Origin of the sequence: Pantoea alhagi, from assembly GCF_002101395.1 — a bacterium.
GTDB classification, from domain to species: domain Bacteria; phylum Pseudomonadota; class Gammaproteobacteria; order Enterobacterales; family Enterobacteriaceae; genus Mixta; species Mixta alhagi.
The window spans coordinates 2855970-2882358 of the sequence record NZ_CP019706.1; the positions used below are offsets into that span (position 1 = coordinate 2855970).

General features: G+C 53.5%; 27 protein-coding genes. 21 read left to right on the plus strand and 6 right to left on the minus strand.

Going from position 1 to position 26389, the window contains the following annotated elements; all coding sequences use genetic code 11:
• Positions 1-41: 41 nt before the first annotated feature.
• A complete protein-coding gene (locus B1H58_RS13360) occupies positions 42-944 on the minus strand; it encodes a DMT family transporter (protein ID WP_085070977.1) in 903 nt (300 codons plus the stop codon).
• Between the two features lie 128 nt (positions 945-1072).
• Here B1H58_RS13360 and B1H58_RS13365 point away from each other — a divergent pair, with 128 nt between their 5' ends.
• The 11 genes from B1H58_RS13365 to B1H58_RS13415 all read left to right on the plus strand — a co-directional run bounded on the left by B1H58_RS13365 (position 1073) and on the right by B1H58_RS13415 (position 14053).
• Entirely contained in the window at positions 1073-1861 is a 789-nt protein-coding gene (locus B1H58_RS13365; RefSeq protein WP_085070978.1) for an AraC family transcriptional regulator, read from the plus strand.
• 61 nt (positions 1862-1922) lie between these two features.
• Positions 1923-3056: a 4-phosphoerythronate dehydrogenase PdxB gene (pdxB, locus tag B1H58_RS13370; protein ID WP_085070979.1), complete on the plus strand. Its 1134-nt coding sequence runs from the start codon at positions 1923-1925 to the stop codon at positions 3054-3056.
• A gap of 104 nt (positions 3057-3160) precedes the next feature.
• On the plus strand, positions 3161-4171 hold the full coding sequence (locus B1H58_RS13375) for an aspartate-semialdehyde dehydrogenase (RefSeq protein ID WP_085070980.1): 1011 nt from the start codon (positions 3161-3163) through the stop codon (positions 4169-4171).
• The gene (gene truA / locus B1H58_RS13380; RefSeq protein WP_085070981.1) at positions 4171-4983 is read left to right on the plus strand and encodes a tRNA pseudouridine(38-40) synthase TruA; all 813 of its coding nucleotides are present in this window, start codon (positions 4171-4173) and stop codon (positions 4981-4983) included. The genes B1H58_RS13375 and truA overlap by 1 nt, the downstream gene beginning before the upstream one ends.
• A gap of 33 nt (positions 4984-5016) precedes the next feature.
• On the plus strand, positions 5017-5679 hold the full coding sequence (locus B1H58_RS13385) for a DedA family protein (protein ID WP_085070982.1): 663 nt from the start codon (positions 5017-5019) through the stop codon (positions 5677-5679).
• A gap of 147 nt (positions 5680-5826) precedes the next feature.
• The gene (gene accD / locus B1H58_RS13390; RefSeq protein ID WP_085070983.1) at positions 5827-6738 is read left to right on the plus strand and encodes an acetyl-CoA carboxylase, carboxyltransferase subunit beta; all 912 of its coding nucleotides are present in this window, start codon (positions 5827-5829) and stop codon (positions 6736-6738) included.
• Positions 6739-6805: 67 nt separating this feature from the next.
• Positions 6806-8080 (plus strand): bifunctional tetrahydrofolate synthase/dihydrofolate synthase, encoded by a 1275-nt coding sequence (folC, locus tag B1H58_RS13395; RefSeq protein ID WP_085070984.1) that lies wholly within the window; start codon positions 6806-6808, stop codon positions 8078-8080.
• On the plus strand, positions 8070-8786 hold the full coding sequence (gene dedD, locus B1H58_RS13400) for a cell division protein DedD (RefSeq protein ID WP_085070985.1): 717 nt from the start codon (positions 8070-8072) through the stop codon (positions 8784-8786). The genes folC and dedD overlap by 11 nt, the downstream gene beginning before the upstream one ends.
• Positions 8787-8962: 176 nt before the next feature.
• On the plus strand, positions 8963-9448 hold the full coding sequence (gene cvpA, locus B1H58_RS13405; protein ID WP_085072315.1) for a colicin V production protein: 486 nt from the start codon (positions 8963-8965) through the stop codon (positions 9446-9448).
• 36 nt (positions 9449-9484) lie between these two features.
• Entirely contained in the window at positions 9485-11002 is a 1518-nt protein-coding gene (gene purF / locus B1H58_RS13410; RefSeq protein WP_085070986.1) for an amidophosphoribosyltransferase, read from the plus strand.
• A 1326-nt stretch (positions 11003-12328) separates the two neighbouring features.
• Positions 12329-14053 carry an HD domain-containing phosphohydrolase gene (locus B1H58_RS13415; RefSeq protein ID WP_085070987.1) on the plus strand — a complete coding sequence of 575 codons (1725 nt, stop codon included), beginning with the start codon at positions 12329-12331 and terminating at the stop codon, positions 14051-14053.
• Positions 14054-14235: 182 nt separating this feature from the next.
• Here B1H58_RS13415 and B1H58_RS13420 read toward each other — a convergent pair whose 3' ends face one another.
• Both B1H58_RS13420 and B1H58_RS13425 read right to left on the minus strand, forming a co-directional pair.
• The gene (locus B1H58_RS13420) at positions 14236-14736 is read right to left on the minus strand and encodes a P-loop nucleotide/nucleoside kinase family protein (RefSeq protein ID WP_085070988.1); all 501 of its coding nucleotides are present in this window, start codon (positions 14734-14736) and stop codon (positions 14236-14238) included.
• Positions 14737-14880: 144 nt separating this feature from the next.
• Positions 14881-15372 carry an Lrp/AsnC family transcriptional regulator gene (locus B1H58_RS13425; RefSeq protein WP_085070989.1) on the minus strand — a complete coding sequence of 164 codons (492 nt, stop codon included), beginning with the start codon at positions 15370-15372 and terminating at the stop codon, positions 14881-14883.
• Between the two features lie 213 nt (positions 15373-15585).
• On the opposite strand from B1H58_RS13425, the gene B1H58_RS13430 reads away from it, so the two are divergent.
• The 4 genes from B1H58_RS13430 (at position 15586) to B1H58_RS13445 (ending at position 18038) form a co-directional block, all read left to right on the plus strand.
• Positions 15586-16260, plus strand: a complete 675-nt coding sequence (locus B1H58_RS13430; RefSeq protein ID WP_237172382.1) for an AzlC family ABC transporter permease — start codon at positions 15586-15588, stop codon at positions 16258-16260.
• A complete protein-coding gene (locus tag B1H58_RS13435; RefSeq protein ID WP_085070991.1) occupies positions 16257-16553 on the plus strand; it encodes an AzlD family protein in 297 nt (98 codons plus the stop codon). The genes B1H58_RS13430 and B1H58_RS13435 overlap by 4 nt, the downstream gene beginning before the upstream one ends.
• Positions 16554-16800: 247 nt before the next feature.
• Positions 16801-17436 carry a glutathione S-transferase family protein gene (locus B1H58_RS13440; protein WP_085070992.1) on the plus strand — a complete coding sequence of 212 codons (636 nt, stop codon included), beginning with the start codon at positions 16801-16803 and terminating at the stop codon, positions 17434-17436.
• The gene (locus B1H58_RS13445; RefSeq protein WP_085070993.1) at positions 17433-18038 is read left to right on the plus strand and encodes a TetR/AcrR family transcriptional regulator; all 606 of its coding nucleotides are present in this window, start codon (positions 17433-17435) and stop codon (positions 18036-18038) included. Before B1H58_RS13440 ends, B1H58_RS13445 begins: the two co-directional genes overlap by 4 nt.
• Positions 18039-18188: 150 nt before the next feature.
• Here the strand turns inward: B1H58_RS13445 and B1H58_RS13450 are convergent, their stop codons facing one another.
• On the minus strand, positions 18189-19382 hold the full coding sequence (locus tag B1H58_RS13450) for an MFS transporter (protein WP_085070994.1): 1194 nt from the start codon (positions 19380-19382) through the stop codon (positions 18189-18191).
• A gap of 24 nt (positions 19383-19406) precedes the next feature.
• The gene (locus B1H58_RS13455) at positions 19407-20390 is read right to left on the minus strand and encodes an aldo/keto reductase (protein ID WP_085070995.1); all 984 of its coding nucleotides are present in this window, start codon (positions 20388-20390) and stop codon (positions 19407-19409) included.
• A 97-nt stretch (positions 20391-20487) separates the two neighbouring features.
• Between B1H58_RS13455 and B1H58_RS13460 the strand changes: the two genes are divergently transcribed.
• From B1H58_RS13460 to hisP, 6 genes are all read left to right on the plus strand, one after another.
• Positions 20488-21393: a LysR family transcriptional regulator gene (locus B1H58_RS13460; RefSeq protein ID WP_085070996.1), complete on the plus strand. Its 906-nt coding sequence runs from the start codon at positions 20488-20490 to the stop codon at positions 21391-21393.
• Between the two features lie 59 nt (positions 21394-21452).
• Positions 21453-22022, plus strand: a complete 570-nt coding sequence (locus tag B1H58_RS13465) for a UbiX family flavin prenyltransferase (RefSeq protein WP_085070997.1) — start codon at positions 21453-21455, stop codon at positions 22020-22022.
• A 273-nt stretch (positions 22023-22295) separates the two neighbouring features.
• Complete coding sequence (locus tag B1H58_RS13470; RefSeq protein WP_085070998.1) at positions 22296-23072, plus strand: lysine/arginine/ornithine ABC transporter substrate-binding protein; 777 nt, start codon at positions 22296-22298, stop codon at positions 23070-23072.
• 72 nt (positions 23073-23144) lie between these two features.
• On the plus strand, positions 23145-23831 hold the full coding sequence (locus B1H58_RS13475) for a histidine ABC transporter permease HisQ (RefSeq protein WP_085070999.1): 687 nt from the start codon (positions 23145-23147) through the stop codon (positions 23829-23831).
• On the plus strand, positions 23828-24544 hold the full coding sequence (locus B1H58_RS13480; RefSeq protein ID WP_085071000.1) for an ABC transporter permease: 717 nt from the start codon (positions 23828-23830) through the stop codon (positions 24542-24544). Before B1H58_RS13475 ends, B1H58_RS13480 begins: the two co-directional genes overlap by 4 nt.
• Before the next feature lie 8 nt (positions 24545-24552).
• Complete coding sequence (hisP, locus tag B1H58_RS13485) at positions 24553-25326, plus strand: histidine ABC transporter ATP-binding protein HisP (protein WP_085071001.1); 774 nt, start codon at positions 24553-24555, stop codon at positions 25324-25326.
• Positions 25327-25388: 62 nt separating this feature from the next.
• Here hisP and B1H58_RS13490 read toward each other — a convergent pair whose 3' ends face one another.
• Entirely contained in the window at positions 25389-26279 is an 891-nt protein-coding gene (locus B1H58_RS13490) for a TIGR01777 family oxidoreductase (RefSeq protein WP_085071002.1), read from the minus strand.
• Positions 26280-26389: the final 110 nt, after the last annotated feature.

The following is a 26389-nucleotide window of genomic DNA, read 5'->3' on the forward strand; positions in this document are numbered from 1 at the left end:
CGGCCCGATTCAGCGCGGAAAAAGCATACAATCTCAGCGTGTCAGGCCGCCGGATCGTTAGCCGCACGCTGCGCGGCAGTCAGCGGTATGCGCAGGCGCTGCGCCACAATCACGCCAAGCAGCGTAATGCCGCCGCCGATAAAATGATAACTTTGCAGGGTTTCATGCAAAAACAGCACGGCAATTATCGCAGTAAATATCGGCACCAGATTCATGAAAATGCTGGTAGTGCTGGCACCCATGCGCAGTACGCCCTGGATCCAGAGGAATGGCGCGATAATCGAGGCGGGAATACCGGCAAACAGCACCAGCGGGATATTCTGGGCGGTCAGGCTGATATCCGGCGCACGTAAAAAGCCGGGAATTAGCAACAGTACACCGAAGAAAATCTGCATATAGAGGCTTTGCCAGCCCGGCAGGGTAAGCGCCCAGCGCCGGGTCAGGACACCATACAGTGCGTACGAGGTTGAGGCGGCAAACATCATTAGTTCGCCGTTGCCCATACCGTGCGTCAGCAGCTGAGCCGGGTTCCCCTGGCTTACCAGCCAGGTAAGTCCACCGAATGAAAGCAGGCTTCCCAGCAGAATTCCCAACGTCGGCGCAACACGCAGAATAACCACGCTTAACAGTACCGTCAGCAGCGGGATCAACGCGTTCAGGATGCCCATAAACAGAGCGGTCACGCTGTGCGCTGCGTAATAGGTCAGGCACTGGTACAGCACCATACCCAACAGGCCAAGCACCAGCAGCTTCCACCATACCTGCGCCACCTCACGACGATTGCGCCAGACGGCAGGCAGTACAAAGGGCGTTAGCGCCAGCAGCGCCAGCAGCCAGCGATAAAGGGAGATTGCCGCCGGATCGATAGCGCCAGCGGAAAGCTTGCTGACAATGGCGTTAACCGACCAGATCAGCACCGCAAACAAGGGAAATAAAAAGCTCATAATGGTTTCAACGTCTTTGAATCAATAGTGGGCAGTGTACGCTTGTCCGTTTTCAGACAGATAGTTAATATCAGACAAAATTTATCACTGACCGGACAGACAGGCGTTCGGCGCAGCCGGGAGAAAAGATGGTTCAGCTTGTTTATCAGGAACCCGCTTTTGCCAGCGATTTCCGTTTCTTCCTGCGTTATGAGCAAACCAATGCCCGCACGGAATATTTGCCGCACGCGCACCGCTGGGGGCAACTGATTTTTGTCGAAGGGAACGTATTGCAGATAGAGGCGGAGGGCAAACGCCTGCTGACGCCCGCCGCGTTCCCGGTCTGGATCCCGCCTGAGCATCAACATGCCAGCTATAACCATAAGCATACCCGGCTACTGACCTTTAATATCGCTGTGGAACGCTGCGTCGGCATGCCAACACAGGCCTGCCTGATCCAAAGCGGTCCGATCGTTAAGGCGATTATGGCCGATTTCGCCGCACGGCAGCTGCATATGCCGCAGACCACGGCTGATTTACGTCTCTGCGAAGTGGTGCTGGATCAACTGTTGCAGGTGCCGGTGCAGGAGAGCTATCTGCCGCGCTCCGATGATAAATATCTGGCACCGGTGCTGCAGGCGCTGGAAAACCATCCCGGCGATAACCGTACGCTGGCGCAGTGGGCGAAGCAGGTCTATACCACCGAGCGTACGCTGGCGCGGCGCTGTCAGGCTCAGTTGGGGATGACTTTTAGCGAGTGGCGACAGCGGCTGCGATTCCTGCAGGCGATTTCGCTGCTGGAGCAGGGGATGCAGGTGCAGGATATTGCGCTGGAACTGGGCTACAGTTCCTCTTCCGCGCTGATTGTTATGTTTCAGCAGCAGGCGGGCACCACGCCGGAGCGCTACCGGGCGCGTCGACGGCACGTCGCGGCATGAATTCCCTGTCTGGATATGGCAACATAACCGCCAATTTTTCAGTCGATGCAGGAAAGCCGTTGTGAAAATTCTGGTAGATGAAAATATGCCTTATGCCCGTGAGCTATTTAGCCGCACCGGGGAGGTGGTTGCGGTACCCGGTCGGCCCGTTCCCACCGGGGCGCTGAACGATGCGGATGCGCTGATGGTACGCTCGGTCACTAAGGTGAATGAGGCGCTGCTGGGCGGCAAAGGGATAAAGTTTGTTGGCACCGCCACGGCGGGTACCGATCATGTCGATGAGGATTTTCTGGCGCGCGCCGGGATTGGTTTTTCCGCTGCGCCCGGCTGCAACGCCATCGCCGTAGTGGAGTACGTTTTTTCTGCGCTGCTGATGCTGGCGGAACGTGACGGCTTTCAGCTACGCGATCGCACCGTGGGAATTGTCGGCGTTGGCAACGTTGGCGGTCGTCTGCAAAAACGGCTGGAAGCACTGGGCATTAAGACGCTGCTGTGCGATCCGCCGCGTGCCGATCGCGGCGACGCGGGTGAGTTTCATTCACTGGAGAAGCTGGTGGCGGAAGCGGATGTGCTGACCTTCCATACGCCGCTGCATAAAGCGGGACCTTATCGGACGCTGCACCTGGCCGATGAAACGCTGCTGCAGGCGTTGAAGCCAGACTCAATTTTAATCAACGCCTGCCGTGGACCGGTGGTGGATAACGCCGCCTTGCTGCGGGTGCTGCAGCAGCGTCGCGATTTAAGCGTGGTGCTGGATGTGTGGGAACCGGAGCCGGATCTGAACGTGGCGCTGCTGGAGCGGGTAGATATTGGCACCCCGCATATTGCTGGCTATACGCTGGAAGGAAAAGCGCGCGGCACCACGCAGGTGTTTGAAGCCTGGACGCGCTTTATCGGTCAGGCGCAGCAGGTGGAGCTGGAGACACTGCTGCCTGCGCCGGAGTTTGGCTGCATTACGCTGCGCGGCCCGCTCGATCAGCCAACGCTAAAACGTCTGGCGCATCTGGTGTATGATGTGCGCCGCGATGATGCGCCGCTGAGAAAAGTCGCAGGCCAGCCCGGTGAATTTGATCGCCTGCGCAAGCAATATCTGGAACGACGCGAATGGTCATCGCTGCGGGTTGAGTGTGATAACGCTGACGCGGCGGCATTGCTGCAACAGCTGGGCTTTAATGCGGTCCATCAGCCAGCATAACCCTTATTATTTCGCCTGCGCTTATCGCAGGGGAATAATCTGAATCAACGGGCGGTGAATATCACCGCCTTCTGTTTTTATGTCATTGTCTGGAGTAAACCAACATGTCTGACGGCTGGAATATTGCGCTTTTAGGCGCGACAGGCGCAGTAGGGAACGCTTTACTGGAGTTGCTGGCCGAACGCCAGTTCCCGGTTGGTGAAATGTATTTGTTGGCAAGCGAGCGTAGCGCTGGAGAAAGCGTACGGTTTGCCGGGCACTCTTTGCGTGTTCAGGACGCCAGTGAGTTTGACTGGTCGCAGGCGCAGCTGGCCTTTTTTGTGGCCGGTCGCGAGGCGTCGGCGCGCTACGCAGAGGAAGCCGCCAGCGCGGGTTGTCTGGTGATCGACAGCAGCGATCTGTTTGCGCTGGAACCCGATGTGCCGCTGGTGGTGCCGGATGTGAATCCTCAGGTACTGGCAGACTACCGTAACCGCAATATCATCAGCGTTGCGGACAGCCTGACCAGTCAGCTGCTGAGTGCCATCAAGCCGCTTACCGATCAGGCCGGTCTGGGCCGTCTGCAGGTGACTAATCTGCTGTCGGTATCGGCGCACGGCAAGGCGGCAGTAGATTCGCTGGCGGGCGAAAGCGCGCGTCTGCTGAACGGCCTGCCAGCTGAAGAGCATCACTTTGGCCGTCAGCTGGCGTTTAACCTGCTGCCGCAGTTGCCGGACAACACCGGCAGCGTGGAAAGCGAACGTCGGCTGGTTGAACAGGTGCGTAAAGTACTGCAGGACGAAGGATTACCGATCGCGGTCAGCAGCGTGCAGGCGCCGGTGTTTTACGGCAATGCGCAGATTGTGCATCTGGAAAGCCTGCGTCCGCTTTCTGCGGAAGAGGCGCGCGATGAGCTGTCGCGCATTGATGAGATTGTGTTGTCGGATGAAAACAGCTATCCGACCCAGGTAACGGATGCCTCAGATAATGCCAATCTCAACGTGGGTTGTCTGCGTAACGATTACGGTATCCCGGAGCTGCTGCAGTTCTGGTCGGTGGCCGATAATGTGCGCTTCGGCGGCGCGCTGATGGCGATAAAAACTGCTGAAAAGCTGGTACAGGAGTATCTGTACTAATGACGCAGGCGGTTAACCCGGGCGCCTGTAAACTGGCGCTCGGTATTGAATATGACGGCAGCCGTTATTATGGCTGGCAGCGACAGCAGGAAGTGCGCAGCGTGCAGGCACGTCTGGAGCAGGCGCTGTCGCAGGTGGCAAACCATGACGTTACGGTATTTTGTGCCGGACGTACCGATGCGGGCGTACACGGCACCGGCCAGGTGGTGCATTTTGAAACCACATCGGTACGGAAAGACGCCGCCTGGACGTTGGGCGTTAACGCTAATCTGCCGGACGATATTGCTGTGCGTTGGGTAAAAGCGGTGCCGGACGAATTTCATGCGCGTTTTAGCGCAACGGCGCGGCGTTATCGCTATGTGATTTATAATCACCGGCTGCGTCCGGCGATTTTGCACGGTGGCGTAACGCATTTTCATCTGCCGCTGGATGTGGAAAAAATGCACCGCGCCGGGCAGTGTTTGTTGGGCGAAAACGACTTTACCTCGTTTCGTGCGGTGCAGTGTCAGTCGCGCACGCCCTGGCGTAATGTAATGCACCTTAACGTCAGCCGCCACGGCGGTTATGTGGTGGTGGATATCAAGGCTAACGCGTTTGTTCATCATATGGTGCGCAATATCGTTGGCAGTCTGCTGGAGATCGGCTGTGGCAATCAGCCCGAAGGCTGGATGGCTGAGCTGCTGGCGGCCAAAGATCGTAAGCTGGCCGCCGCAACGGCCAAAGCGGAGGGACTTTATTTAGTCGCCGTTGATTACCCGGCGCATTTTGCTTTACCCCGGCCTCCGATGGGGCCGCTGTTTCTCGAAGATTAACTTTCAGGCGCTGCCGCTCACTAAGGAAGAGTTATGGATCTAATCCATTTTGTTGTTGATTTTATCCTGCATATTGATGTCCATATGGCCGAGCTGGTGGCGCAGTATGGCATGTGGGTATACGCCATTCTGTTTCTGATTTTGTTTTGCGAAACCGGACTGGTGGTAACGCCGTTTTTACCCGGCGATTCGCTGCTGTTTGTCGCAGGCGCGCTGGCGGCGCTGCCGGATAACGATCTCAACGTGCATATTATGGTAACGCTGCTGGTGATCGCTGCGGTGCTGGGCGATGCGGTTAACTACACTATTGGGCGGCTGTTTGGCGCACGGCTCTTCAGCAATCCCAACTCGCGTATTTTCCGCCGCAGCTATCTGGATAAAACCCACGCTTTTTACGAGCGTCACGGCGGAAAAACCATTATTCTTGCGCGCTTCGTGCCGATCGTCCGCACCTTTGCGCCGTTCGTCGCGGGTATGGGACATATGTCCTATCGCCATTTCGCGCTGTTTAACGTAGCCGGTGCGCTGCTGTGGGTGTTGTTGTTCTCTTATGCGGGCTACTTCTTTGGCGCGCTGCCGATGGTTCAGGAAAATCTGAAGCTGTTGATTGTGGCGATTATCGTGGTATCGATACTGCCGGGCGTAGTGGAAATATGGCGTCATCGCCGTGCGGCCCGCCAGCAAAAACAGCCTTAAGCTATCGGCGCTAACGGGTATGACCAGATTTTTATCCACAGCGCGTAATGGTTATGGTTTAATGAGCGACATTTATGGTCTGCTGAAGACGGCTTCAGCAGCAACAAGAAAAACTGGTCTCACCAGGTTCAAACAGAAAGGTCATCAATGAGCTGGATTGAACGAATTCTCAATAAGAGCACAATTACCCCGTCGCGCAGAGCAAACATTCCTGAAGGGGTTTGGACAAAATGCGACAGCTGTGGGCAGGTGCTTTACCGTGCCGAGCTGGAGCGCAACCTGGAAGTTTGCCCAAAATGCGACCATCACATGCGTATGCATGCGCGCGAGCGCCTGCACAGCCTGTTAGATCAGGGCACGCTGGTTGAGCTGGGCAGCGAACTGGAACCGAAAGACGTTCTCAAGTTCCGCGACTCCAAGAAGTATAAGGATCGCCTGGCTGCGGCGCAGAAAGAAACCGAGGAGAAAGACGCGCTGATCGTCATGAAGGGCACGCTGCACAGCATGCCGGTCGTGGCCGCCGCGTTTGAGTTCTCCTTTATGGGCGGCTCAATGGGCTCCGTCGTCGGTGCGCGCTTTGTCCGTGCGGTAGAGCAGGCGCTGGAAGATAACTGCCCGCTGATCTGTTTCTCCGCCAGCGGCGGCGCCCGTATGCAGGAAGCGCTGATGTCGCTGATGCAGATGGCGAAAACCAGTGCAGCACTGGCGAAAATGCGTGAGCGCGGTCTGCCTTATATTTCTGTATTAACCGACCCGACCATGGGCGGCGTTTCCGCCAGTTTCGCCATGCTGGGCGACCTGAACGTGGCGGAGCCGAAAGCGCTGATTGGTTTTGCCGGCCCGCGCGTGATTGAGCAGACGGTACGTGAAAAACTGCCGCCGGGCTTCCAGCGCAGCGAGTTCCTGATTGAAAAAGGCGCGATCGATTTGATTATCCGCCGTCCGGAAATGCGCTATAAACTGGCAAGCCTGCTGGCGAAAATGCAGAATCTGCCTGCACCGCTGCCCGATCATGTTGATCAGCCGGACGAGCCGAAATCGGAAAGCCAAGAGGCCTGACAGATGATGGAAAGGCGTCTTACACGACGCCTTTCACCAATGAACCGTAACCTTGTGAACGGGATCCATGGAAAATCTTCACCTTCCTCAAGCCACGTCGCCTCTGGCCGCGTGGCTTTATTATCTTGAGCGTCTGCATACGCAGGCCATCGATCTCGGTCTGACGCGCGTTGAGCGCGTAGCCCGTACGCTCGATCTGTTAAAACCCGCCCCCTTTGTGTTTACCGTTGCCGGCACTAACGGCAAAGGCACCACCTGCCGCACCCTGGAGACGCTGCTGATAGCCGCCGGTTATCGCGTTGGCGTTTACAGCTCGCCGCATCTGCTGCGCTATACCGAGCGGGTGCGGATTCAGGGCGATGAACTGCCGGAAACGGCGCATACCGCCAGTTTTGCCGCGATTGAAGCAGGGCGCGGCGAAACCTCGCTGACCTATTTTGAGTTCAGTACGCTATCGGCGCTGCAGCTGTTTAAACAGGCGGCGCTGGACGTGGTGATTCTGGAAGTGGGGCTGGGTGGCCGTCTTGATGCCACCAATATCGTGGATGCGGACGTGGCGGTGATCACCAGTATCGCGCTGGACCATACCGACTGGCTGGGACCGGATCGTGAAAGCATTGGCCGCGAAAAGGCGGGCGTTTTCCGTGCAGGCAACCCTGCCGTGGTCGGCGAGCCTGACATGCCGCAGAGTATCGCCCAGGTGGCGCACGAAAAAGGCGCGCAGCTGTTGCAGCTGGGCCGCGACTGGCACTGGCAACCGCAGGAGAGCGGCTGGCGTTTTTGCAATGCCAGCATAACGCTGGAAAATCTGCCGCTGCCGCAGGTGCCGCTGCCTAACGCGGCCACCGCGCTGGCGGCGCTGAGCGCCTCAGGTCTGCACGTCAGCGAAGCGATTATTCGTCAGCATCTGGATAAAGCCGTGCTGCCGGGACGCTTCCAGACCGTGGCACAGCAGCCGCAGGTGATTCTGGACGTGGCGCACAATCCCCATGCCGCAGGTTATCTGGCCGCACGGCTGGCGCAGCTGCCGAAAACGGGGCAGGTGCATGCGGTAGTGGGCATGCTGCATGATAAAGATATTGCCGGTACGTTGGCATCTCTGACACCGCAGGTTGATCGCTGGTATTTAGCGCCGCTGGAAGGCCCGCGCGGGGCCAGCGCAGAGCAGCTGATGGCCGAGCTACAAACGGATCGGGCAATCGCCTTTGGTTCTGTTACCGAAGCATGGCAGGCCGCCATGCAGCAGGCGGCTGTACAGGATATTGTGCTGGTATGTGGATCATTCCATACCGTGGCACAGGTCATGGAAGCGATGGAAACGGAGAAGGGCAGTGGCAAGTAAGTTTCAGAACCGTTTAGTCGGCACGGTGATTCTGGTCGCCGTTGGCGTCATTGTATTGCCGGGCCTGCTTGACGGGAAAAAAAAGCATTATAAAGAGGAGTTTGCGGCGATCCCGCTGGTGCCGAAACCGGACGATCAGCAGGATAGCGATATGGTGCCGCCGGTCACGCAGTCGCTGCCATCCCAGCCGCCGGAAGGCGCTGGCGCGGCGATCGAAGGCGACAGTAATCGTCCGCAGCAGATGGGCGATAACGGCGCTGCGATACCGCAGCCCAACAGTGAACCATCGGTAGTCGCGCCGCCGCCAGTGGTGCAGTCGCCGCCACAAGTGAAAACAGAGCGACCGAAGCCGGTTGAGCAACCCAGGCCGAAGCCTAAGCCAGCAGAAATGCCGAAGCCGAAACCGGTAGAGACGCCAAAGCCGGTGGAAACGCCGAAACCGGCAGAGCAAACGGCTCCGACAGGGCAGGCCTGGATGGTACAGCTGGGCGCGCTGAAAAATGCTGCCAAGGTTAATGAGATTGTGGCGCAGCTGCGTCTCTCCGGCTATCGTGCCTGGACCGTGCCGTCAACGCCGGTACAGGGGCAGATTACCCGCATTTACGTTGGTCCGGATGCCTCAAAGGCTAAAATGCAGGCTGCGGTAGGCGAACTGAAAAGTATCTCTGGCCTGGGCGGCGTGGTTAAACCTTACAGCGCACGCTAAAGAGCCCGCGCAGCAGGGGATCCCGCACGGGGATTGCCGCTGCGCCTGCTCCCGCTGCGGTTTTTTTATTCGCTTTTTTATTTTTATGGGATGGGGAAAACGCTACGCAAACGTTTTCTTTTTCTGTTAGAATGCGCCCCGAACTGGATGCAGGGGCACTGTCGCTGGAAGAGTTCATGGTCTGGATAGATTACGTCATCATTGGGATTGTTGGTTTTTCTGCTCTTGTCAGCCTGATTCGTGGGTTTGTTCGGGAAGCTTTATCTCTTATCACCTGGGGATGCGCATTCTTTGTTGCCAGTCATTACTATCCCTTCCTTGCTGTCTGGTTCACCGGGTTTGACGATCAGCTGGTGCGCAACGGCATTGCCATCGCCGTTCTCTTTATTGCTACCCTGATTGTCGGAGCAATAGTGAACTATGTGATTGGCTCGCTGGTCGAAAAAACGGGTTTGTCGGGAACCGACAGAGTACTGGGTGTCTGCTTCGGGGCGCTGCGCGGCGTGCTGATCGTTTCAGCGATGCTGTTCTTCCTCGATACCTTTACCGGCTTTTCCAAAAGCCCGGACTGGCAGCAGTCTCAGCTGATTCCTGAGTTCAGTTACATCATCAGATGGTTTTTTGACTATCTGCAAAGCACGTCGAGTTTTTTACCCCGGTAATCGCGCCGGGTGTGCGGCCAATGAGGATATGACAACATGTGCGGTATTGTCGGTATCACCGGTTTTATGCCGGTCAACCAGTCGATTTATGACGCGTTAACGGTGCTTCAGCACCGTGGGCAGGATGCCGCAGGCATTTGTACCATCGATGCGCTGAACTGTTTCCGTCTGCGCAAAGCGAACGGGCTGGTCAACGATGTGTTCGAAGCTCGCCATATGCAGCGTTTGCAGGGCAATATGGGCATCGGTCATGTGCGTTATCCTACCGCCGGTAGCTCCAGCGCGTCCGAAGCGCAGCCTTTCTACGTCAACTCCCCGTACGGTATTACCCTGGCCCACAACGGTAACCTGACCAATGCGCACGAGCTGCGTAAGCAACTGTTTGAAAGCGGCCGCCGTCATGTGAATACCACCTCGGATTCGGAAATTCTGCTGAATATTTTTGCGCAGGAGCTGGATCGCTGCCCGCATCACCCGCTGGAAGCCGATGATATTTTCTCTGCCGTTGCCGCCGTACATCAGCATGTGCGCGGCGCCTACGCCTGCGTGGCAATGATTATCGGTCACGGCATGGTCGCCTTCCGCGATCCTAACGGTATCCGTCCGCTGGTAATGGGCAAGCGTGAGCTGGCTGAAGGTCGCACTGAATATATGGTGGCTTCGGAAAGCGTGGCGCTGGATACGCTGGGCTTTGAGTTTCTGCGCGACGTAGCGCCGGGCGAAGCGGTGTATATCACCGTTAACGGTCAGCTCTATACCCGCCAGTGCGCTGAAAATCCGCGTAATAACCCATGCCTGTTTGAATATGTTTATTTTGCTCGCCCGGACTCTTTTCTGGATAAGATTTCGGTCTACAGCGCCCGCGTACGTATGGGCACCAAGCTTGGCGCGAAAATCGCCCGCGAATGGGAAGACCTGGATATTGACGTGGTGATCCCGATCCCGGAAACCTCTACTGACGTGGCGCTGGAAATCGCCCGCATCCTTGATAAGCCTTACCGTCAGGGCTTTGTGAAAAACCGCTATGTTGGCCGTACCTTTATCATGCCGGGTCAGCAGCTGCGTCGTAACGCAGTGCGCCGTAAACTGAATGCCAACCGTGCTGAGTTCCGCGATAAGAATGTGCTGCTGGTGGATGATTCCATCGTGCGCGGCACCACGTCAGAACAGATCATTGAGATGGCGCGCGAAGCGGGCGCGAAGAAGGTTTATCTGGCTTCCGCCGCACCGGAAATCCGTTTTCCGAACGTCTATGGCATCGATATGCCGAGCGCTACGGAACTGATCGCACACGGTCGTGAAGTGGAAGAGATCCGTCAGCTGATTAAAGCCGATGCGCTGATTTTCCAGGATCTTGATGATTTGATCGAAGCGGTACGCGAAGAAAATCCGGATATTGAGCAGTTTGAATGCTCGGTCTTTAACGGTATCTACGTCACGAAAGATGTCGATCTGCAATATCTGGAATATCTGCAATCGCTACGTAATGACGATGCCAAAGCGCTGGCGCGTCAGAACGAGGTGGAAAGCCTCGAAATGCACAACGAAGGTTAAACTTCTTTGCGGGCCGGTTATCCGGCCCGCAGCTTTTCTGTTACAGACGACAATGCTCGTCAACAGCCAGATTGCTGCCTCCATCTGTACCTCATTGTTGTTTATCTCCTGCTTGTTTATCGCGTTCGTCGGTTATTAGGGCAGGTTGAGCCGTATTGTTAAAGGCTACAGGCATCAAACCTGAGCTGTTGAGCCTGCCTCTGATTCCCACTATTCCTTCCTTTAACCGTGATTACGGACCGGGATGCTCACCCCATTAAAAAAATATACATAGATTTTATTAATTGGTTCTGTAGGTTACATTACCTTGCTGAATTTTCCCGCATGGTAGTATTAGCCCGTAGATAAAACATAATTACAGCCACTGCCTAAACCCATTGTCAATAACAGCAATTAGCTAACTATATTGAGTTATTAAAACGTAAAGCGGCCTTTTTATAATAATAAAATAGCCATTTAATTACTTAAGCCAAATTTTAATTACAGTTTTATTTTTAATGTGTTTTCTCTGACAAATAAAAAGAGATGAGCATCTCTAAATGGCACAGCAGTCTTTTATTTAGATGTGATCATTTACAGGCTAAAGAATTTCAAACTATAAGAAAAAGATATGGGTTAAATAAATATGATGTCGTCAGGCTGTAATTTTTCTTACCTGAATCATAAAATTAAAATTTTTCAATTACAGAGTCGAAGTATTACTTTCGCTAATATTCATACCATCACAACAGTAAGGTTAATTTTTAATTAAATAACTGATATTTAGAGTTAAAAGATAAAATAACACCTCATTTAACTAATGAGGTGGCTGGTTTTACCGCCTGTCCCGGCAATAAGCGTTTTAGTTTAACTTATTGTTATATATATACTTTATCTGTTATGCATATTAACTTGAGTTTAAAGTAAAATAAAGTAAAGTAAGTATCAAGAAAGTTTTCAACGGTTTTTATTATAACGCCTTGTATTATATTGTTTTATTACAACAGGCATCAAATCAGCTATTTTATTAAAACTATTGCACCTCATATAAAAATAATATATATATTTCCCGTCGAATAAATTTATTTATTCAGACTTGATTATGTTTTTTAAAGGGAACTACATTCTTAACATCACTGTTCTTTGACTTCGGCTTTTTCGGGTCACTTATTTTGAGCAAGCAGTCTTAAAAAAGAATGTACCAGGGAATTGATAGTAGAAGCGCCTTGCACCTGATAACAGGTATCAAAGTACCATCTACCTAATAATAGGTATAAATCATATCTGATGCCAGATAACTGGCATTTCGGGCAACTCCTTTTAAATTTAATGCCAGGTGTTTATATTATGACTCAATATGCTTCTCCTTCATCAAATATCATTCGTTCGCTACTTCAGCATACACACTCTCTGTCTGTTTATGCCGAGGACATGCCCTATGCGTTAAAGGCTGAAATTTCTGAGTTCAACCTGAATACCGGTAACATGAGCCTGGAAGTGGAGTATGGCGGCTCGAATATTGAAAAATATCTGACCAGTGACGGCCTGATTTTTGATATCGAAACGTTGAAAGGTTCGCCCACCACTGAACGGGAGACCTATAGTCTTAGTAATATCCCTGCCAAACTGCACAAGACGAACAGCATGTTGTATCGTCTGGATTTTCAACTGCCTGATACTATTTTTTCTAACGATGATGAAGGCACTATCCGTGTTCCTTTTATTCTTGGTATGCAGGCCCGCGCCCACGTTGAAGTCTATCCACACGAACTTAACGTTCCTGGACGGTTGCGTGAATTATCTGTCAACTGCTGTATGGTCGAAGTAGATCTGGTTGAGAGTATTGCGCTGGACGTTGGCCTGGCGATCCCTGGTATTACGCTGGAGTTTCCTAATGGCGAAAGCTTCTTTGCCGAAGGCAGGATTCGCCATATACGGCCTTTCGGTAATCACGGTTATGCTGCGGTTTATATTAACTTTATCAATCTCTCGTCATCTCAGTTGCAGACGCTGTTTCACTTTGTCAATGAAGCGGAGAGAGAGGCTTCATATCGTATCGGTATGAGCGGCAAGCTGATTTTCAAGTCTCCTCTGTTTATTCCGGGTCATAAGGAATTAAAGATGTTAAAGCTGGCAGCGATTGAACGTGAAAAACGCGCACGCCATATTCCGATGGAGAGTGACGTCATTAACGTGGCGCACCAGCTCCAGGCCGGGTTGATGTATCTTAAATCCCGGAGTCAGTTCTCTATTGAAGTCTTTTATGGCTGTGCCGATGGCTTACTCAGCCTGGTGAGACGAGACCGTAAAGCTTTTCTCTGTGCCCTGTCGGTATTGTGGAATAAGCCAGAATGGGTCAGGCATGCGGTACAGGTCGCCGGTAAACTGGCTGATATGCTGCTGCTGCGTAACCCGAATCACCCACAGGTGCGTGAAGCTGTGCTGGGTGCGTTAATGCACACTATGGGTAAACCCCTGTTACTGAGCGCAAGCCTGCCTTCGCTGAAACTCTCGATGAATCCGGCCCAGAAGGATATCCTTCGCGGTCATGTGGGAGAGCTTATCCGGAAACTGCCAGAATCAGGCTGGATGCCGGGCCCGGTTTGCCGCGATGTGATTGAGAATGCTAACGAGCGTTTGGATGGGACAGGCTACCCGGCGGGCAAGCGCGGCGAGCAACTTTCGGAGCTATCGCGGCTGGTCTCAGTGATCAAGGCGATCAACAAGCTGGAACATCCACGTAATGATATCCCGGCACACTCGCCGCTGGAGGCTTACCGCCAGATAAATGAAGCGGGAAGCGCCTATGAAAAAGCGGCGCTTATTGAATATGTTCAACTCTACGGGCCATCGCCGATTGGAAGCCTGGCCAAATACGCTGGGGGTTTTCTGGCATGGGTGATGGATACTGACAGTAAGGGTGCTCCTGTTAAAATACATGTTATCAAGGATCTCCGTTTTCCTGATTCCAATATCAGCAGTGTGATTTCGCAAAGTGATATTTCACAAATTGGTAAGCTGGAAAAAATCGTTACGCCTGCAGATTCTGGTGTTACGCCGCCGGTTTACTAATCAGGCTGCTTTATCGCGATTATTGATTGATGGGCTGCCAGAGAGTTATGTATATCGAAGCAGCCTGTGTAAATTATCGCTGGCAAAAAGATTTTGCCAGTTTTACAGGAGCAGTACTTGCCAACAAAATAAACAGCGCAACGCAATACCGCCTGCCAAAGATTCATCTGACGGCATTGAATTTAATGGTATTCAATAATGCGGAAGCCTTCTTTTGCGGCTGGCTCAACAAAAAAATGGGTTATCCGTTCGAATTGTTCATCCGTTGCTGAAAAATTATGCGAGCCTGCAGCATTGCGGGCGCGTAAACGAGACTTACAGACTTCATCAGGAACGTTGAGATAGTGCAGGTAATGCTCAGCACCAGACTCTATAATGATGCTCATCATCCATTCACGATTCGCCAGCGTATTAGCCGGAAAATCTAAAACAATGCTTACTCCCGCCTCAAGTAATGAAACCAGGTGCGGTTTCATTGCCTCTCTCAGTTTTAGTGAGTACCGGACATAATCTGCAACAGACCGCATTTCGTCAGCATAGAGTGCCGCCAGCCATTGATCTTCACTAATCATCACTGTACCGGGCGATGTGGCTAATTTCGCTGAAAGCGTGGATTTTCCTGACGCGATTTTTCCACATAAAAGATGTAGCGTGGCTTTTCTGGTCTGGGTAGCGGTGGTCATGGTTTACCTCACTGGACAGGGATGTGTTGTATGACGCTGAACAGCTTTGATGATTTTCTGAAACTGCGGACACTGCATGTGGCTGGGCGCGCTACAGTTCGCCATGTGACGTAGCCCGTCGCGTACTTTTGTCAGACGCTCCAGTTATTTAAAATAGCGTTGTTCGCTTTTGGTGACATTTGCCGGTATTTCCAGGAGGGGATCCTGTATGACCGTTTTCATGATCATAGTGGAGGTTAGCCGCATGACCCCGGGGAGAGCCGACAGTTTTTCATCATAAACTTTCTGAAAGTCATCAAGGTCTCTTGTCAGAATCTGCAGCATAAAACCAGGATCGCCAAATAACCGGTGCGCCTGCACAATTTGCGGGACTTCCTTTACGGCTTTTTCAAACAGTGCCACCGACCAATTGGTATCTTCACGCAAAGTAACAAAGATAATTGCTGAAAAGTTGAGACCGATTTTGCGGGTATTAATCTGCGCACGATAGCCACAAATAATGCCTGAGTCTTCCATCGCCCGTACACGGCGGTGACAGGGAGACAAGCTCAGCCCGACGCGTTCAGCAAGGGCAGTAACAGATAAACGCCCGTCTTTTTGAAGTTCAGCAAGGATCTTCCGGTCTGTTTTATCCAATGAGCATTTCCTTCCACAAACTTGCCAGAGTCGGGGTTATTTTGAAAACACATTCTAACAATAGCCGGGTATTGTTTCTATCCGGTTTGTTAACAGAGTCCGGCCATTAAGTTGAAGGCGACGTGTCGCCAGTCCGCCTGGATTCAATAATGTTTCAAAAGGTCACGTAACTTTATGCAACAACCCATATCCCAGGACTCGTTCGCTCAGGGAATGAAAGATGCTCTTCCGCTGCTGCTCGCGATTGCTCCTTATGCCGTTATACTCGGTGCGCAGGCATCCCGTACCGGGCTAAGCACACCGGAGCTGGGCCTGCTGACCGGCCTGAACTTTGCCGGTGGCTCAGAGTTTGCTGCCATTCAGCTCTGGCGCGACCCGCTACCGGTGCTGACCATCATTCTGCTCACCTTTCTTATTAACAGCCGCCACATCATCATGAGCGCTGCGCTTACGCCCTATCTCAGGCATCAGCCCCGCAGAAAGGTGTTGCCGGCACTGTTCTTTATGGCTGATGAGGGTTGGGCGGTAACCTATTCCCGCACGCTTAAAAATGCGGCTGTCATGCCCGCCGATAAATGCCTTAACCTGAGCTATTTTATGGGCGCATGTTTTCCCTTCTGGCCGGTGTGGCTGGGCTTCTCCGTAGTGGGTGCGCTTGCTGGCCCTGCTCTTGGCAATGTGGAAATGTATGGCTTCGCTATGGCTTTTCCCGCCACGTTTATTGTGCTGCTGAGGGGAATGTGGAAAGGCTTCAGAGCGGCCCGTCCCTGGATGATAAGTCTGGCTGTGGCCGCCGTGGTGTATCTGATATTTCCGGGTCACGCTTATGTGCTGGCGGGTACGTTCAGTGGCCTGCTGGCGGCATGGTTTTGGGGAGATAAAGCATGAACACGGCTGCGTTATTCACTATTGCTGGCATGGCTATCGTGACGTATCTGACAAGAGTTCTGGGGTATCTTATGTTGCGTAACCGCCATCTTAATCTGCGTGCCCGAAGCGTTATGGAAAGTGCGCCCGGCTGTGTGATGGTGTCTGCTATTGCCCCTTACATGGTATCAACGAATCCGGCGATGGTTATAGCCATGCTAATTACAGTGGGCTGCGCTATCCGGCTATCGATGCTGCCGACACTGTTAATTTCCATCGCCTCACTCGGCATTTTGCAGATTGTACTGGGTTAAGGCAGTGATTTAATACGGCCTAATCTGGCTGTCATTGAGAGCTATGCCATTCATTTTATTCATTATAAAAAATACCTTTTCGTGCCATCTGCGTTCTTGCAGCGAGATATTTTAAGCGGGGGATGCGATGAATAGTAGAAATGACCATACATCCGCAAAAGTTTACTTAAATAGTATACGAACCGGTTCGTAACTTTTATATTGCTGAAAGGCGCTTCATAAAGTTGTTCGGCTGGAGAAAACCAACATGACACATTTTACACTTTATGGACGAGGTGAGTCGGGAAACACCTACAAAGCAGCCCTGATGCTCAATCTGTGTGGCCTCCCGTGGACACCACAATTCGTCAATTTTTTCAATGGCGCATCAAAGGCTGAATTTGCCCTCTCAGTCAATGAAATGGGCGAGATCCCGGTCCTTGAATTCGATGGAAGACGGCTGAGCCAGTCGGGTGTAATTCTGGAATATTTGTCCCGTTTTACAGGAAGGTTTGGCGCTGAAAATGAGATTGAGCGTCTTGAGATCCTTCGCTGGCTGTTATTTGATAACCACAGATTTTCCAGTTATTACGCGACCCTGCGCATGCTGGTAGGTCTCCGTAAAAGCGGCGAGTCAGAAGTCACAAAATTTTTGCGAATGCAGGCGGAAAATGCCTTCGCGACTGTGGAGAACCATTTGAAAGATCGAGAATTCATTGTAAGCAACAGGCCCACAATCGCGGATATTTCCATGGCCGGTTACGTTTATTTCACAGACGACACAGGAATACGCTTAGAAAGCTATCCTCAGACCCGCGCCTGGGCACAACGCCTGACAACCTTGCCGGGATGGGCTCATCCCTATGATCTGATGCCGCGAGCCATTCAGCAGGGATCTACATGAGCGTTAACCCAAAAAGTCGCAGCCCGGGTCGGCCCCGAAGTGAGGCATGCAGGGAAGCAGCGCTTCGTGCGGCCATCGAACTTCTGGATGAGCTGGGCTTTGCCGGGCTTTCAATCGATGGGATCGCTGCACGGGCCGGGATAGGTAAACGTACTATTTACAGATGGTGGTCGACTAAAGGTGCTGTTGTCATTGAGGCATTTTTAACTCAGATTTCGCCCAGAATTGTTTTTCCCGTAACCAATAATCCCGTTGAGGATCTTATTGCTCAACTACGATCTGTGGTTGCTGCCTACATCGGAAAAGATGGCAGAACGGTGCAACAGCTTCTGGCACTAGGGCAAGCCGATGAACACGTATTAAAAGCATTTGCTGAAGGTTACATCGAACCCCGGCGGCAGGCTGCGCGAGAGGCTCTGTACAGAATATTAGGTGCTGATACTGTAGACCGAATCGATATTGAAGAAGTAATCGATAGTATTTACGGGCCGATTTTCTATCGGCTGCTTGTGCAACACAGAGAACTTGATGAAGATTTCATCGAAAGGCACGTAAGAATTTATCTGTCAGGCCTGAGCAAGGAAATTATGCCTGAATCATAAAGCTTAAAAAACGGCCCGCTATTCCCTGATGTTATGGACTTAAATCAGGCGGCTTTCCCTTTCTGTCATCAGCTCGCGTTGGCTGTCTCATTATAATATGTGCTGAAAGAGGTTTAACGGGGCCTTTTCAGCGGCAAGCCCCGTCAAAACTTAATCTTCTGTCGGCAGAGGCAATAGCAGTATCGGGAGCAGACCGAGCAAAATCGCCGCTGATGCCGTCAGCAGCACACCTTCAATTGATGTGAAGCGCAGGAGCAGGCTTCCCGCCAGCGCACCTGAGCCAATCGCCACATTAAAAATAGCCACATAAATTGCCGAAGCGGCCTGCGCGGCAGCGCCAGCCAGCCGTAACAGCCACGTTTGAAAGCCGACAAAAATTACCGCAATGCCTGTTCCCCAGCCCAACAGCAGTAATCCAGTTACAGCCGGATGCTCCTGTAAAGGCAAGATGGCTAACAGCGCAACGGCGGCAGCCGCCATGATTAATGCTGTAATCGCCAGACCTTTCAAATGACGATCGATAAGCTTACCTGCCAGGACATTGCCAACAATACCCGCCAGTCCGAATACCAACAGCAGCATGCTTACCAGAGGGGCAGGCAAGCGTAAGGTTTCTGACAACAAGGGTTCTATCCAGGTAAAGGCTGCAAAATGAGCGGTAATCACACAGGCAGTGGCGAGATAAAGCTGTAAAAAAGTGCGCTGCGTTAAGAGCGCTGACAGCGCACGCAGCCCGATCGGAAATGCTGCACGCAGAGGTGGAACGCTGCAGGCGATAACGCAGGCGGTTAACAGAGCAATCACGGCAATAATAATAAAGGCGCTGCGCCATCCCGCCACGTTCGCCAGAAAATTAGCCAGCGGCACGCTTGCCACACTGGCGGCGGAAACCCCGCCAAAAATAATTGCGGTCGCTAATCCGAGGCGGGCAGGCGGAACCAACTGGGCGGCAACGGTGCCGATCAATGCCCAAAAAGCACCATGAGCCAGCGCGCCAGTGATGCGTGCCGCCAGCAGCAGATTGAAAGAACTGGCCCAGGCGACGGCAAGGCAGGATGCTGCCAGAACCAGCATCATGCCGGTCAGCAGCATATGGCGCGGAACGCGCTGCGGCAAAGCCCCGGAAAGCAGTGCGGCCACCGCTGCCACCCAGGCATAGGCCGTGACGATGATCCCGGTACCGGCCTGAGACTGGTTAAAATCCTGCGCCAGCGCTGAGAGCAGGCCAATCGGGGCCAGTTCGCTGGTCACAATAGTAAAAGCGCTAATGCCCAGCGCCACCACGGCCAGCCAGCTACGCCAGCTCTGTATGGCTGGCTTCTCAAGAATTGCGGTTCTGCTCATATCGGGTTCCTTTTCTTAAGTTGCTTACGCATCAAGACCTTTCATGCCTTCTGCGGTATAACGTTCGCCAGCTACCGGTAATGCCGTCACCGCCTCCCGTAATGCCGTTAGCTCTTGCGGGCTTAAGGTTACCCTGAGCGCCGCCGCATTCTCCTGCAAATGCAGGGGATTACAGGTGCCGGGAATGGGAATAATGTCTTCTCCCTGCGCCAGCAGCCAGGCAAGGGTAATCTGGGCTGCGGTACACGCTTTTTCTGCCGCCAGCGCAGCGATTACTTCAGCAAGCGGCCGGTTCCTGGCGATATTTTCCGGCTGAAAACGGGGCAGGCTGGCGCGGAAATCGCCGGGCGCAAAGGTTGTCGTTGGCTGAAAACGACCGGTTAAAAAGCCGCGTCCAAGCGGAGAGTAGGCCACCAGTCCGATACCCAGCTCCCGACAGGTCGGCAGCACTGCGTTTTCTACCTCGCGTGTCCAGAGGGAATATTCCGTTTGAAGTGCCGCCACCGGATGAACCGCATGCGCCCGTTTTAGCGTGGCTGCACTAACTTCGCACAGGCCGATATGGGCAATTTTCCCTTCACGCACCAGCTGCGCCAGCGTTTCCATTGTCTCTTCCACCGGCGTTGCGCTATCCAGACGGTGAACGTAATAGAGGTCGATCTGCTCAATGCCTAAACGTCGCAGCGAAGCTTCACAGCTGCGGCGGGCATAGTCCGCACTGTTATCGATATGGCGACGGTATTCCCCCGGCTGGCGCACAATGCCGAACTTGGTCGCAATTTTTATCTGTTGCCGCCGGGAGGCCAGAAAGCGACCAATAATCTCTTCGTTGTGGTAAGGACCATACATATCTGCCGTATCGAAGAAGTTAATTCCGCTATCCAGCGCCTGTTCCAGTACGCGCAGCGAGGCGGCGTCATCGCGCGGCCCGTAGAATTCGCTCATTCCCATGCAGCCCAGGCCCAGTGCAGAAACCTGCAGATTTTTTGTCAGCTGTCGTTGTTGCATTTTTGCTCCTCCTGTTGGTTGCAGGAAGTATCTGCTTTTCTCTATTGGCAAAGTAGCGTTAAAATCGGCGTTCCGTTTTCCATTTTTGAAAAACAAAATGTACGCCTCTATTCACTGGGATGATGCCCGGATATTTCTTGCCGTTGCCCGCTGTGGCACCTTAAGTCGTGCTGCAGATGAACTGCGCATCGGGATCGCCACGCTGTCGCGCCGTCTGGATCGGCTTGAAACCGCGCTGGGCGTACCGCTTTTCAGCCGCCATCAGACCGGCTATCGGCTGACCGATGATGGCGAAGCGCTGCTGGAACGGGCTGAAGCGCTGGAACATGCCGCGCTTGCTTTTGGCGAGGCGGCGCAAACCCAGGGCAAGGTGGCGGGAGTGGTAAGGCTGGCGACGGCGGAAAATCTGGCGAACCCGCTGATTATCCCTTCGCTGGGGGCGCTTTTCACCCGGCATCCTGAACTACGGGTAGAGGTCATCAGCGGCCTGGAAACGGTAAATCTGCACCGGCGCGATGCCGATTTGGCAGTACGTATGGTGCGTCCGGAAGCGGGTAATTTAACGATAAAACGTGTAGGCACGCTGGGCTTCGGCCTGTACGGGTCAGCCTCTTACCTGACCACCCGGCGCTTCGATAAAGAGAACGCTGCTTTTGAGCATGATGATTTTATTGGCTGGGCGGAAACGCATCATCATCTGCCTGCAGCAAAATGGCTTTTACGTACCTTGCGCGGGCGTCCCTGCCGGCTGGAAACCAATACGCTGTCGGCGCAGCTTTCCGCCGCCGTTGCCGGGATGGGTTTAGCGCTGCTGCCTCATTTTCTGGCGCAGCGGGCAGGGTTGCATTGTCTGCTGGAGGAGCCGGGCGTTGAGCAGCCGGTGTGGCTGGTAATGCATGCCGATCTGGCGCATTCGCGTCGGGTCAGGGTGGTTGCCGATCACCTTATTCATCTTTTTGCTGCACAGGCAGAGGTGCTGAAGGGCGTCGCATTAACGGTTTGATTGTAATCCTGGAGGCGGGCGTCCAAACTTAACCTCCCACCAATAAGGAAAGTATTTTCATGAAAAGAGTGATCGTTGGCATTTCCGGCGCCAGCGGCGTCATTTACGGCGTTCGCATGTTGCAGCTCTTAAAGCCGCTGCCGGAAATTGAAACGCACCTGGTGATGAGCAATGCCGCCCGCCAAACGCTGGCGCTGGAGACAGATTTTACCCTGCGCGAAGTTCAGGGATTCGCCGATGTGGTGCATGATGTGCGTGATATTGCTGCCAGCATCTCTTCCGGTTCGTTTAAAACTGCAGGGATGGCGATTTTACCCTGTTCGATGAAAACGCTCTCCGGCATCGTCCACAGCTATAGCGATGGGCTGCTGACGCGAGCTGCCGACGTAGTACTGAAAGAGCGCCGTCGCCTGGTGCTGTGCGTACGGGAAACGCCGCTGCATCTGGGACATCTGCGGATGATGACCGCTGCCGCCGAACTGGGCGCAGTTGTGATGCCGCCGGTGCCAGCTTTTTATCATCGTCCGCAGAGCCTGATGGAGGTGGTGGATCAAACGCTGAATCGCGTACTCGATCAGTTTGATATTACTCTGCCGGAAGATCTGTTCACGCGCTGGCAGGGTGCATAACCTCACATAAAATGTTCTGTTTTGGTGCATTAATCTGGCCTGGATCACTTTTCGTGCAGGTCATGCACCAAAACGTAACAATGTCGCTTTTTCCTCTTTTCAGGCCTGCTATATTTCATTCACAAACGAAGCGCTTATGCCCGTTTTTTGCTGCCGTGAAGGCCAAACGTCATTCATGCCGCAGTATTCTAAACTGGCATGAAAAGTGCAGTTTCCTGAAAGCAAACCTGTCACATCTCACATAACTATAAGCTCTTCACTTGAGGATAACCCATGAAAAAGCGAGTTCTGGCTCTCTCTTTGCTGCTGGCTTTCGCAGGCACTGTCGGTGCTGCCGTACCGAAAACGCTGCGTATCGGTAACGATCCCACCTATCCGCCGTTTGAATCGAAAAATGCGCAGGGCGAGCTGGTCGGTTTTGATATCGATCTGGCCAATGAGATCTGCAAACGTATTGAGGCTCGCTGTACCTATGTGGAAAGCGATTTCGATGCGCTGATCCCCTCGCTGAAGGCGAAGAAAATTGATTTTATTATCTCTTCGCTCTCTATCACTGAAAAGCGTCAGCAGGAGATCGCCTTCTCTGACAAGCTCTATGCCGCTAACTCGCGGCTGGTTGCGCCAAAAGGGGCAAAACTGGAGCCAACGCCGGAGTCGTTAAAAGGGAAAAATATCGGCCTGCTGCAGGGCACCACTCAGGAAACCTATGCGAATCAGTACTGGCGTCCAAAAGGCGTTACTATCACGCCTTACGCTAATCAGGATCTGGTTTATCAGGATCTGAATGCGGGCCGCATCGATGCCGCTTTCCAGGATGAAGTGCAGGCGAGCGAAGGCTTTCTGAAACAGCCGGTGGGCAAAGATTACACCTTTGCTGGCCCGGCGGTGAAAGATGACAAGATCTTTGGCGTCGGCACCGGTATCGGGCTGCGTAAAGAAGATAGCGAACTGAAGGCGGCCATTGATAAAGCCTTTGCTGAAATGCGCAAAGATGGCACCTATGACAAGATCGCGAAAAAGTATTTTGATTTTAACGTTTACGGTAATTAATCGCCGACCGTTATGGCCGCTTGCTTAGCGCGAGCGGCATTTTGTTTCTTCTGTTACGCCAGGATTTAGTTGATGCTGTATGGCTATTCTGAAGTTATCTTGCGCGGCGCGCTGGTGACGCTGGAGTTGGCGCTCAGCTCGGTATTGCTCGCGGTTATTTTAGGTCTGGTGGGCGCTGGCGCGCGCCTGTCGCGCCATCGTCCGCTGGCGCTGCTGTCTGAGGCTTATACCACGCTGATACGCGGCGTGCCCGATCTGGTGTTGATGCTGCTGATCTTTTATGGTCTGCAGATCGCGCTCAACCACATTACCACCATGCTGGGGATCGCGCAGTTTGATATCGATCCGATGGCGGCCGGGGTGATCACTCTCGGCTTTATCTATGGTGCCTATTTTACCGAAACCTTCCGTGGCGCTTTTATGGCGGTACCGAAAGGGCAGATAGAAGCGGCAACCGCCTTTGGCTTTACCGGCTCGCAGGTGTTTCGCCGCATTCTTTTCCCTTCCATGATGCGTTTTGCGCTGCCCGGCATCGGCAATAACTGGCAGGTGGTGCTGAAAGCCACGGCGCTGGTCTCGCTGCTGGGGCTGGAGGATGTGGTAAAAGCGACTCAACTGGCTGGCAAAAGCACCTGGCAGCCGTTCTGGTTCGCCCTTGTCGCTGGCATCATCTATCTGCTGTTCACTACCTTATCAAACGGCGTGCTGTGGTGGCTGGAACGTCGCTATTCCGTTGGCGTGAAGAAGGCCGAGCTATGATCGAAATTTTACAGGAATACTGGAAAGCGCTGCTCTGGACCGACGGCTACCGTTTCACCGGCGTGGCGATTACGCTGTGGCTGCTGATCCTTTCGGTAACTGTCGGCGGTGCCCTGGCGGTGCTGCTGGCTATCGCGCGCGTTTCGTCAAACAGAGCGGTGCGCGCGCCGGTATGGTTTTTTACGTATATTTTTCGCGGCACGCCGCTCTATGTGCAACTGCTGATCATCTATTCCGGCATGTATACGCTGGAAGTGGTCAAGGGATCGGAGCTGCTCAGCGCCTTTTTCCGCAGCGGACTGAACTGTACGCTGCTGGCTTTTACGCTGAATACCTGCGCCTATACCACCGAGATTTTTGCCGGTGCGATTCGCTCCGTCCCGCATGGAGAAATTGAGGCGGCGCGCGCCTATGGTTTCTCTACTTTTAAGCTCTATCGCTGCATTATTCTGCCTGCGGCGCTGCGTATCGCGCTGCCTGCCTACAGCAATGAAGTGATCTTAATGCTGCACTCAACGGCGCTGGCCTTTACCGCCACCGTTCCCGATTTGCTGAAAGTCGCGCGTGATATCAATGCCGCAACCTATCAGCCGTTTACCGCCTTTGGCATTGCGGCAGTGATCTATTTAGTGATTTCGTACGTGCTGATTAGCCTGTTCCGCAAGGCGGAAAAACGCTGGCTGGCGCACCTTAAACCTTCATCGTCCCACTGAGTACGACTATGGCTGAAAATAAACTCAACGTTACCGAACTGCACAAACGCTATGGTGAGCATGAGGTGTTAAAAGGCGTATCGCTACAGGCAAACGCCGGCGATGTGATTACCATTATCGGATCGTCCGGCTCCGGGAAAAGCACCTTCCTGCGCTGTATAAACTTTCTGGAAAAGCCCAGCGAAGGATCGATTGCGGTCAATAACCAGCCTATAAATCTGGTGCGCGACGGCGACGGACAGCTGAAAGTCGCCAATAAAGAGCAGCTGCGCCTGCTGCGTACGCGTCTCACCATGGTATTCCAGCACTTTAATCTCTGGAACCATATGACGGTGCTGGAGAATGTCATGGAAGCGCCGATTCAGGTGCTGGGATTGAGCAAGACCGAGGCGCGGGAACGCGCGCTGCGCTATCTCAATAAGGTGGGCATTGACGAGCGCGCTCAGGCGAAGTATCCAGTCAACCTCTCCGGCGGTCAGCAACAGCGCGTTTCCATTGCCCGTGCGCTGGCGATGGAGCCGGATGTGCTGCTGTTTGATGAGCCAACCTCAGCGCTTGATCCTGAACTGGTGGGCGAAGTGCTGCGCATTATGCAAAAGCTGGCGGAAGAGGGGAAGACCATGGTAGTGGTCACGCACGAAATGGAGTTTGCCCGCCATGTCTCCAGCCACGTTATTTTTCTGCATCAGGGCAAAATCGAAGAGGAAGGGCCGCCAGAGACGCTTTTCAGTCAACCGAAAAGCGCACGTCTCCAGCAGTTTCTTTCCGGCGTGCTGAAATAGCCTGGCGGGACGCGTTATAGGCAGATAGATCTGCGCCGGTCAGCCGTTTTTTGTCAGGATGTTTATAAGACGTCGGCCAGCGCCTTATCCAGTTCATACCAGCGGAAGCGGAAGCCGGAGGCCTCCAGCCGCTGGGGCAACACATGCTGTCCGCCCAGCACCAGCACAGAAGATTCCCCCATCAGTAGCTTTATTGCGCTGGCTGGCGTGCGTATCAGTGCCGGGCGATGCAACACCTTACCCAGCGTGGCGGCAAACTGCTCGTTGCGTACCGCATATGGCGCAACCATATTGAAAGGCCCCTGCAGCGGATGGTCCAGCAGCCAGAGAATGCCGCTCAGCATATCCTCCAGGTGGATCCATGGCAGATACTGACGTCCGTTGCCGATGGGACCGCCGAGGCCCAGCAGAAAGGGTTTTTTCATCTGCGCCAGCGCGCCACCCTCTTTTGCCAGTACGATGCCGGTGCGCAGCAGGCAAACGCGGGTACGATCGCTGGCGGCGGTCATCGCCAGCGCTTCCCAGCGGGCGCAAAGCTGATGGCTAAACTCATCGTGACCGCTATCCTCTTCGGTTAATACTGACTCGCCGGCATTGCCATAATAACCGGTGGCCGAACCGGAAATCAGTACCGCAGGCGGCTCGCTGCTGGCGTTGATTAATGAGGCCAGCCGCTCGGTAATTTGCCAGCGGCTTTCACACAGCAGCTGCTTGTGCTGTGGCGTCCAGCGTTTGCTGGCGATCGGCTCGCCGGCAAGATTGATCACCGCATCGATGCCGTTGAGATCGCGCTGTTGATTAAGCCCGGACCAGATACTGACCTGCGGACCAAGCAGATCGCGCGCCGCCTCGACGTTGCGTGTTACCACGCTCACGCGATCGCCACGCGCCAGCAGATGCGTCACCAGATGACGCCCAATCAGGCCGGTAGCGCCGGTAATTAATATTTGCATGCCAAGCCTTATCCCTGTTTTATCACTCTTTATTCAGCATAGAAGAGAACCTTTACAGTGGTGCTATTATCGATTGACCAAATATACCGATCGTTAACTCGCAGGAGAGA

What these genes read in the sequence shown, in the direction of transcription:
- B1H58_RS13375 (WP_085070980.1), top strand. Translation starts at nt 3,161, where the DNA reads ATGTCTGACGGCTGGAATATTGCGCTTTTAGGCGCGACAGGCGCAGTA.
- folC (WP_085070984.1), top strand. Translation starts at nt 6,806, where the DNA reads ATGGAAAATCTTCACCTTCCTCAAGCCACGTCGCCTCTGGCCGCGTGG.
- B1H58_RS13475 (WP_085070999.1), top strand. Translation starts at nt 23,145, where the DNA reads ATGCTGTATGGCTATTCTGAAGTTATCTTGCGCGGCGCGCTGGTGACG.
- B1H58_RS13460 (WP_085070996.1), top strand. Translation starts at nt 20,488, where the DNA reads ATGTACGCCTCTATTCACTGGGATGATGCCCGGATATTTCTTGCCGTT.
- B1H58_RS13360 (WP_085070977.1), bottom strand. Translation starts at nt 944, where the DNA reads ATGAGCTTTTTATTTCCCTTGTTTGCGGTGCTGATCTGGTCGGTTAAC.
- accD (WP_085070983.1), top strand. Translation starts at nt 5,827, where the DNA reads ATGAGCTGGATTGAACGAATTCTCAATAAGAGCACAATTACCCCGTCG.
- B1H58_RS13455 (WP_085070995.1), bottom strand. Translation starts at nt 20,390, where the DNA reads ATGCAACAACGACAGCTGACAAAAAATCTGCAGGTTTCTGCACTGGGC.
- B1H58_RS13420 (WP_085070988.1), bottom strand. Translation starts at nt 14,736, where the DNA reads ATGACCACCGCTACCCAGACCAGAAAAGCCACGCTACATCTTTTATGT.
- B1H58_RS13440 (WP_085070992.1), top strand. Translation starts at nt 16,801, where the DNA reads ATGACACATTTTACACTTTATGGACGAGGTGAGTCGGGAAACACCTAC.
- B1H58_RS13445 (WP_085070993.1), top strand. Translation starts at nt 17,433, where the DNA reads ATGAGCGTTAACCCAAAAAGTCGCAGCCCGGGTCGGCCCCGAAGTGAG.
- B1H58_RS13490 (WP_085071002.1), bottom strand. Translation starts at nt 26,279, where the DNA reads ATGCAAATATTAATTACCGGCGCTACCGGCCTGATTGGGCGTCATCTG.
- B1H58_RS13430 (WP_237172382.1), top strand. Translation starts at nt 15,586, where the DNA reads ATGAAAGATGCTCTTCCGCTGCTGCTCGCGATTGCTCCTTATGCCGTT.
- cvpA (WP_085072315.1), top strand. Translation starts at nt 8,963, where the DNA reads ATGGTCTGGATAGATTACGTCATCATTGGGATTGTTGGTTTTTCTGCT.
- B1H58_RS13480 (WP_085071000.1), top strand. Translation starts at nt 23,828, where the DNA reads ATGATCGAAATTTTACAGGAATACTGGAAAGCGCTGCTCTGGACCGAC.
- truA (WP_085070981.1), top strand. Translation starts at nt 4,171, where the DNA reads ATGACGCAGGCGGTTAACCCGGGCGCCTGTAAACTGGCGCTCGGTATT.
- B1H58_RS13435 (WP_085070991.1), top strand. Translation starts at nt 16,257, where the DNA reads ATGAACACGGCTGCGTTATTCACTATTGCTGGCATGGCTATCGTGACG.
- B1H58_RS13415 (WP_085070987.1), top strand. Translation starts at nt 12,329, where the DNA reads ATGACTCAATATGCTTCTCCTTCATCAAATATCATTCGTTCGCTACTT.
- B1H58_RS13465 (WP_085070997.1), top strand. Translation starts at nt 21,453, where the DNA reads ATGAAAAGAGTGATCGTTGGCATTTCCGGCGCCAGCGGCGTCATTTAC.
- B1H58_RS13470 (WP_085070998.1), top strand. Translation starts at nt 22,296, where the DNA reads ATGAAAAAGCGAGTTCTGGCTCTCTCTTTGCTGCTGGCTTTCGCAGGC.
- B1H58_RS13385 (WP_085070982.1), top strand. Translation starts at nt 5,017, where the DNA reads ATGGATCTAATCCATTTTGTTGTTGATTTTATCCTGCATATTGATGTC.
- hisP (WP_085071001.1), top strand. Translation starts at nt 24,553, where the DNA reads ATGGCTGAAAATAAACTCAACGTTACCGAACTGCACAAACGCTATGGT.
- purF (WP_085070986.1), top strand. Translation starts at nt 9,485, where the DNA reads ATGTGCGGTATTGTCGGTATCACCGGTTTTATGCCGGTCAACCAGTCG.
- B1H58_RS13450 (WP_085070994.1), bottom strand. Translation starts at nt 19,382, where the DNA reads ATGAGCAGAACCGCAATTCTTGAGAAGCCAGCCATACAGAGCTGGCGT.
- B1H58_RS13365 (WP_085070978.1), top strand. Translation starts at nt 1,073, where the DNA reads ATGGTTCAGCTTGTTTATCAGGAACCCGCTTTTGCCAGCGATTTCCGT.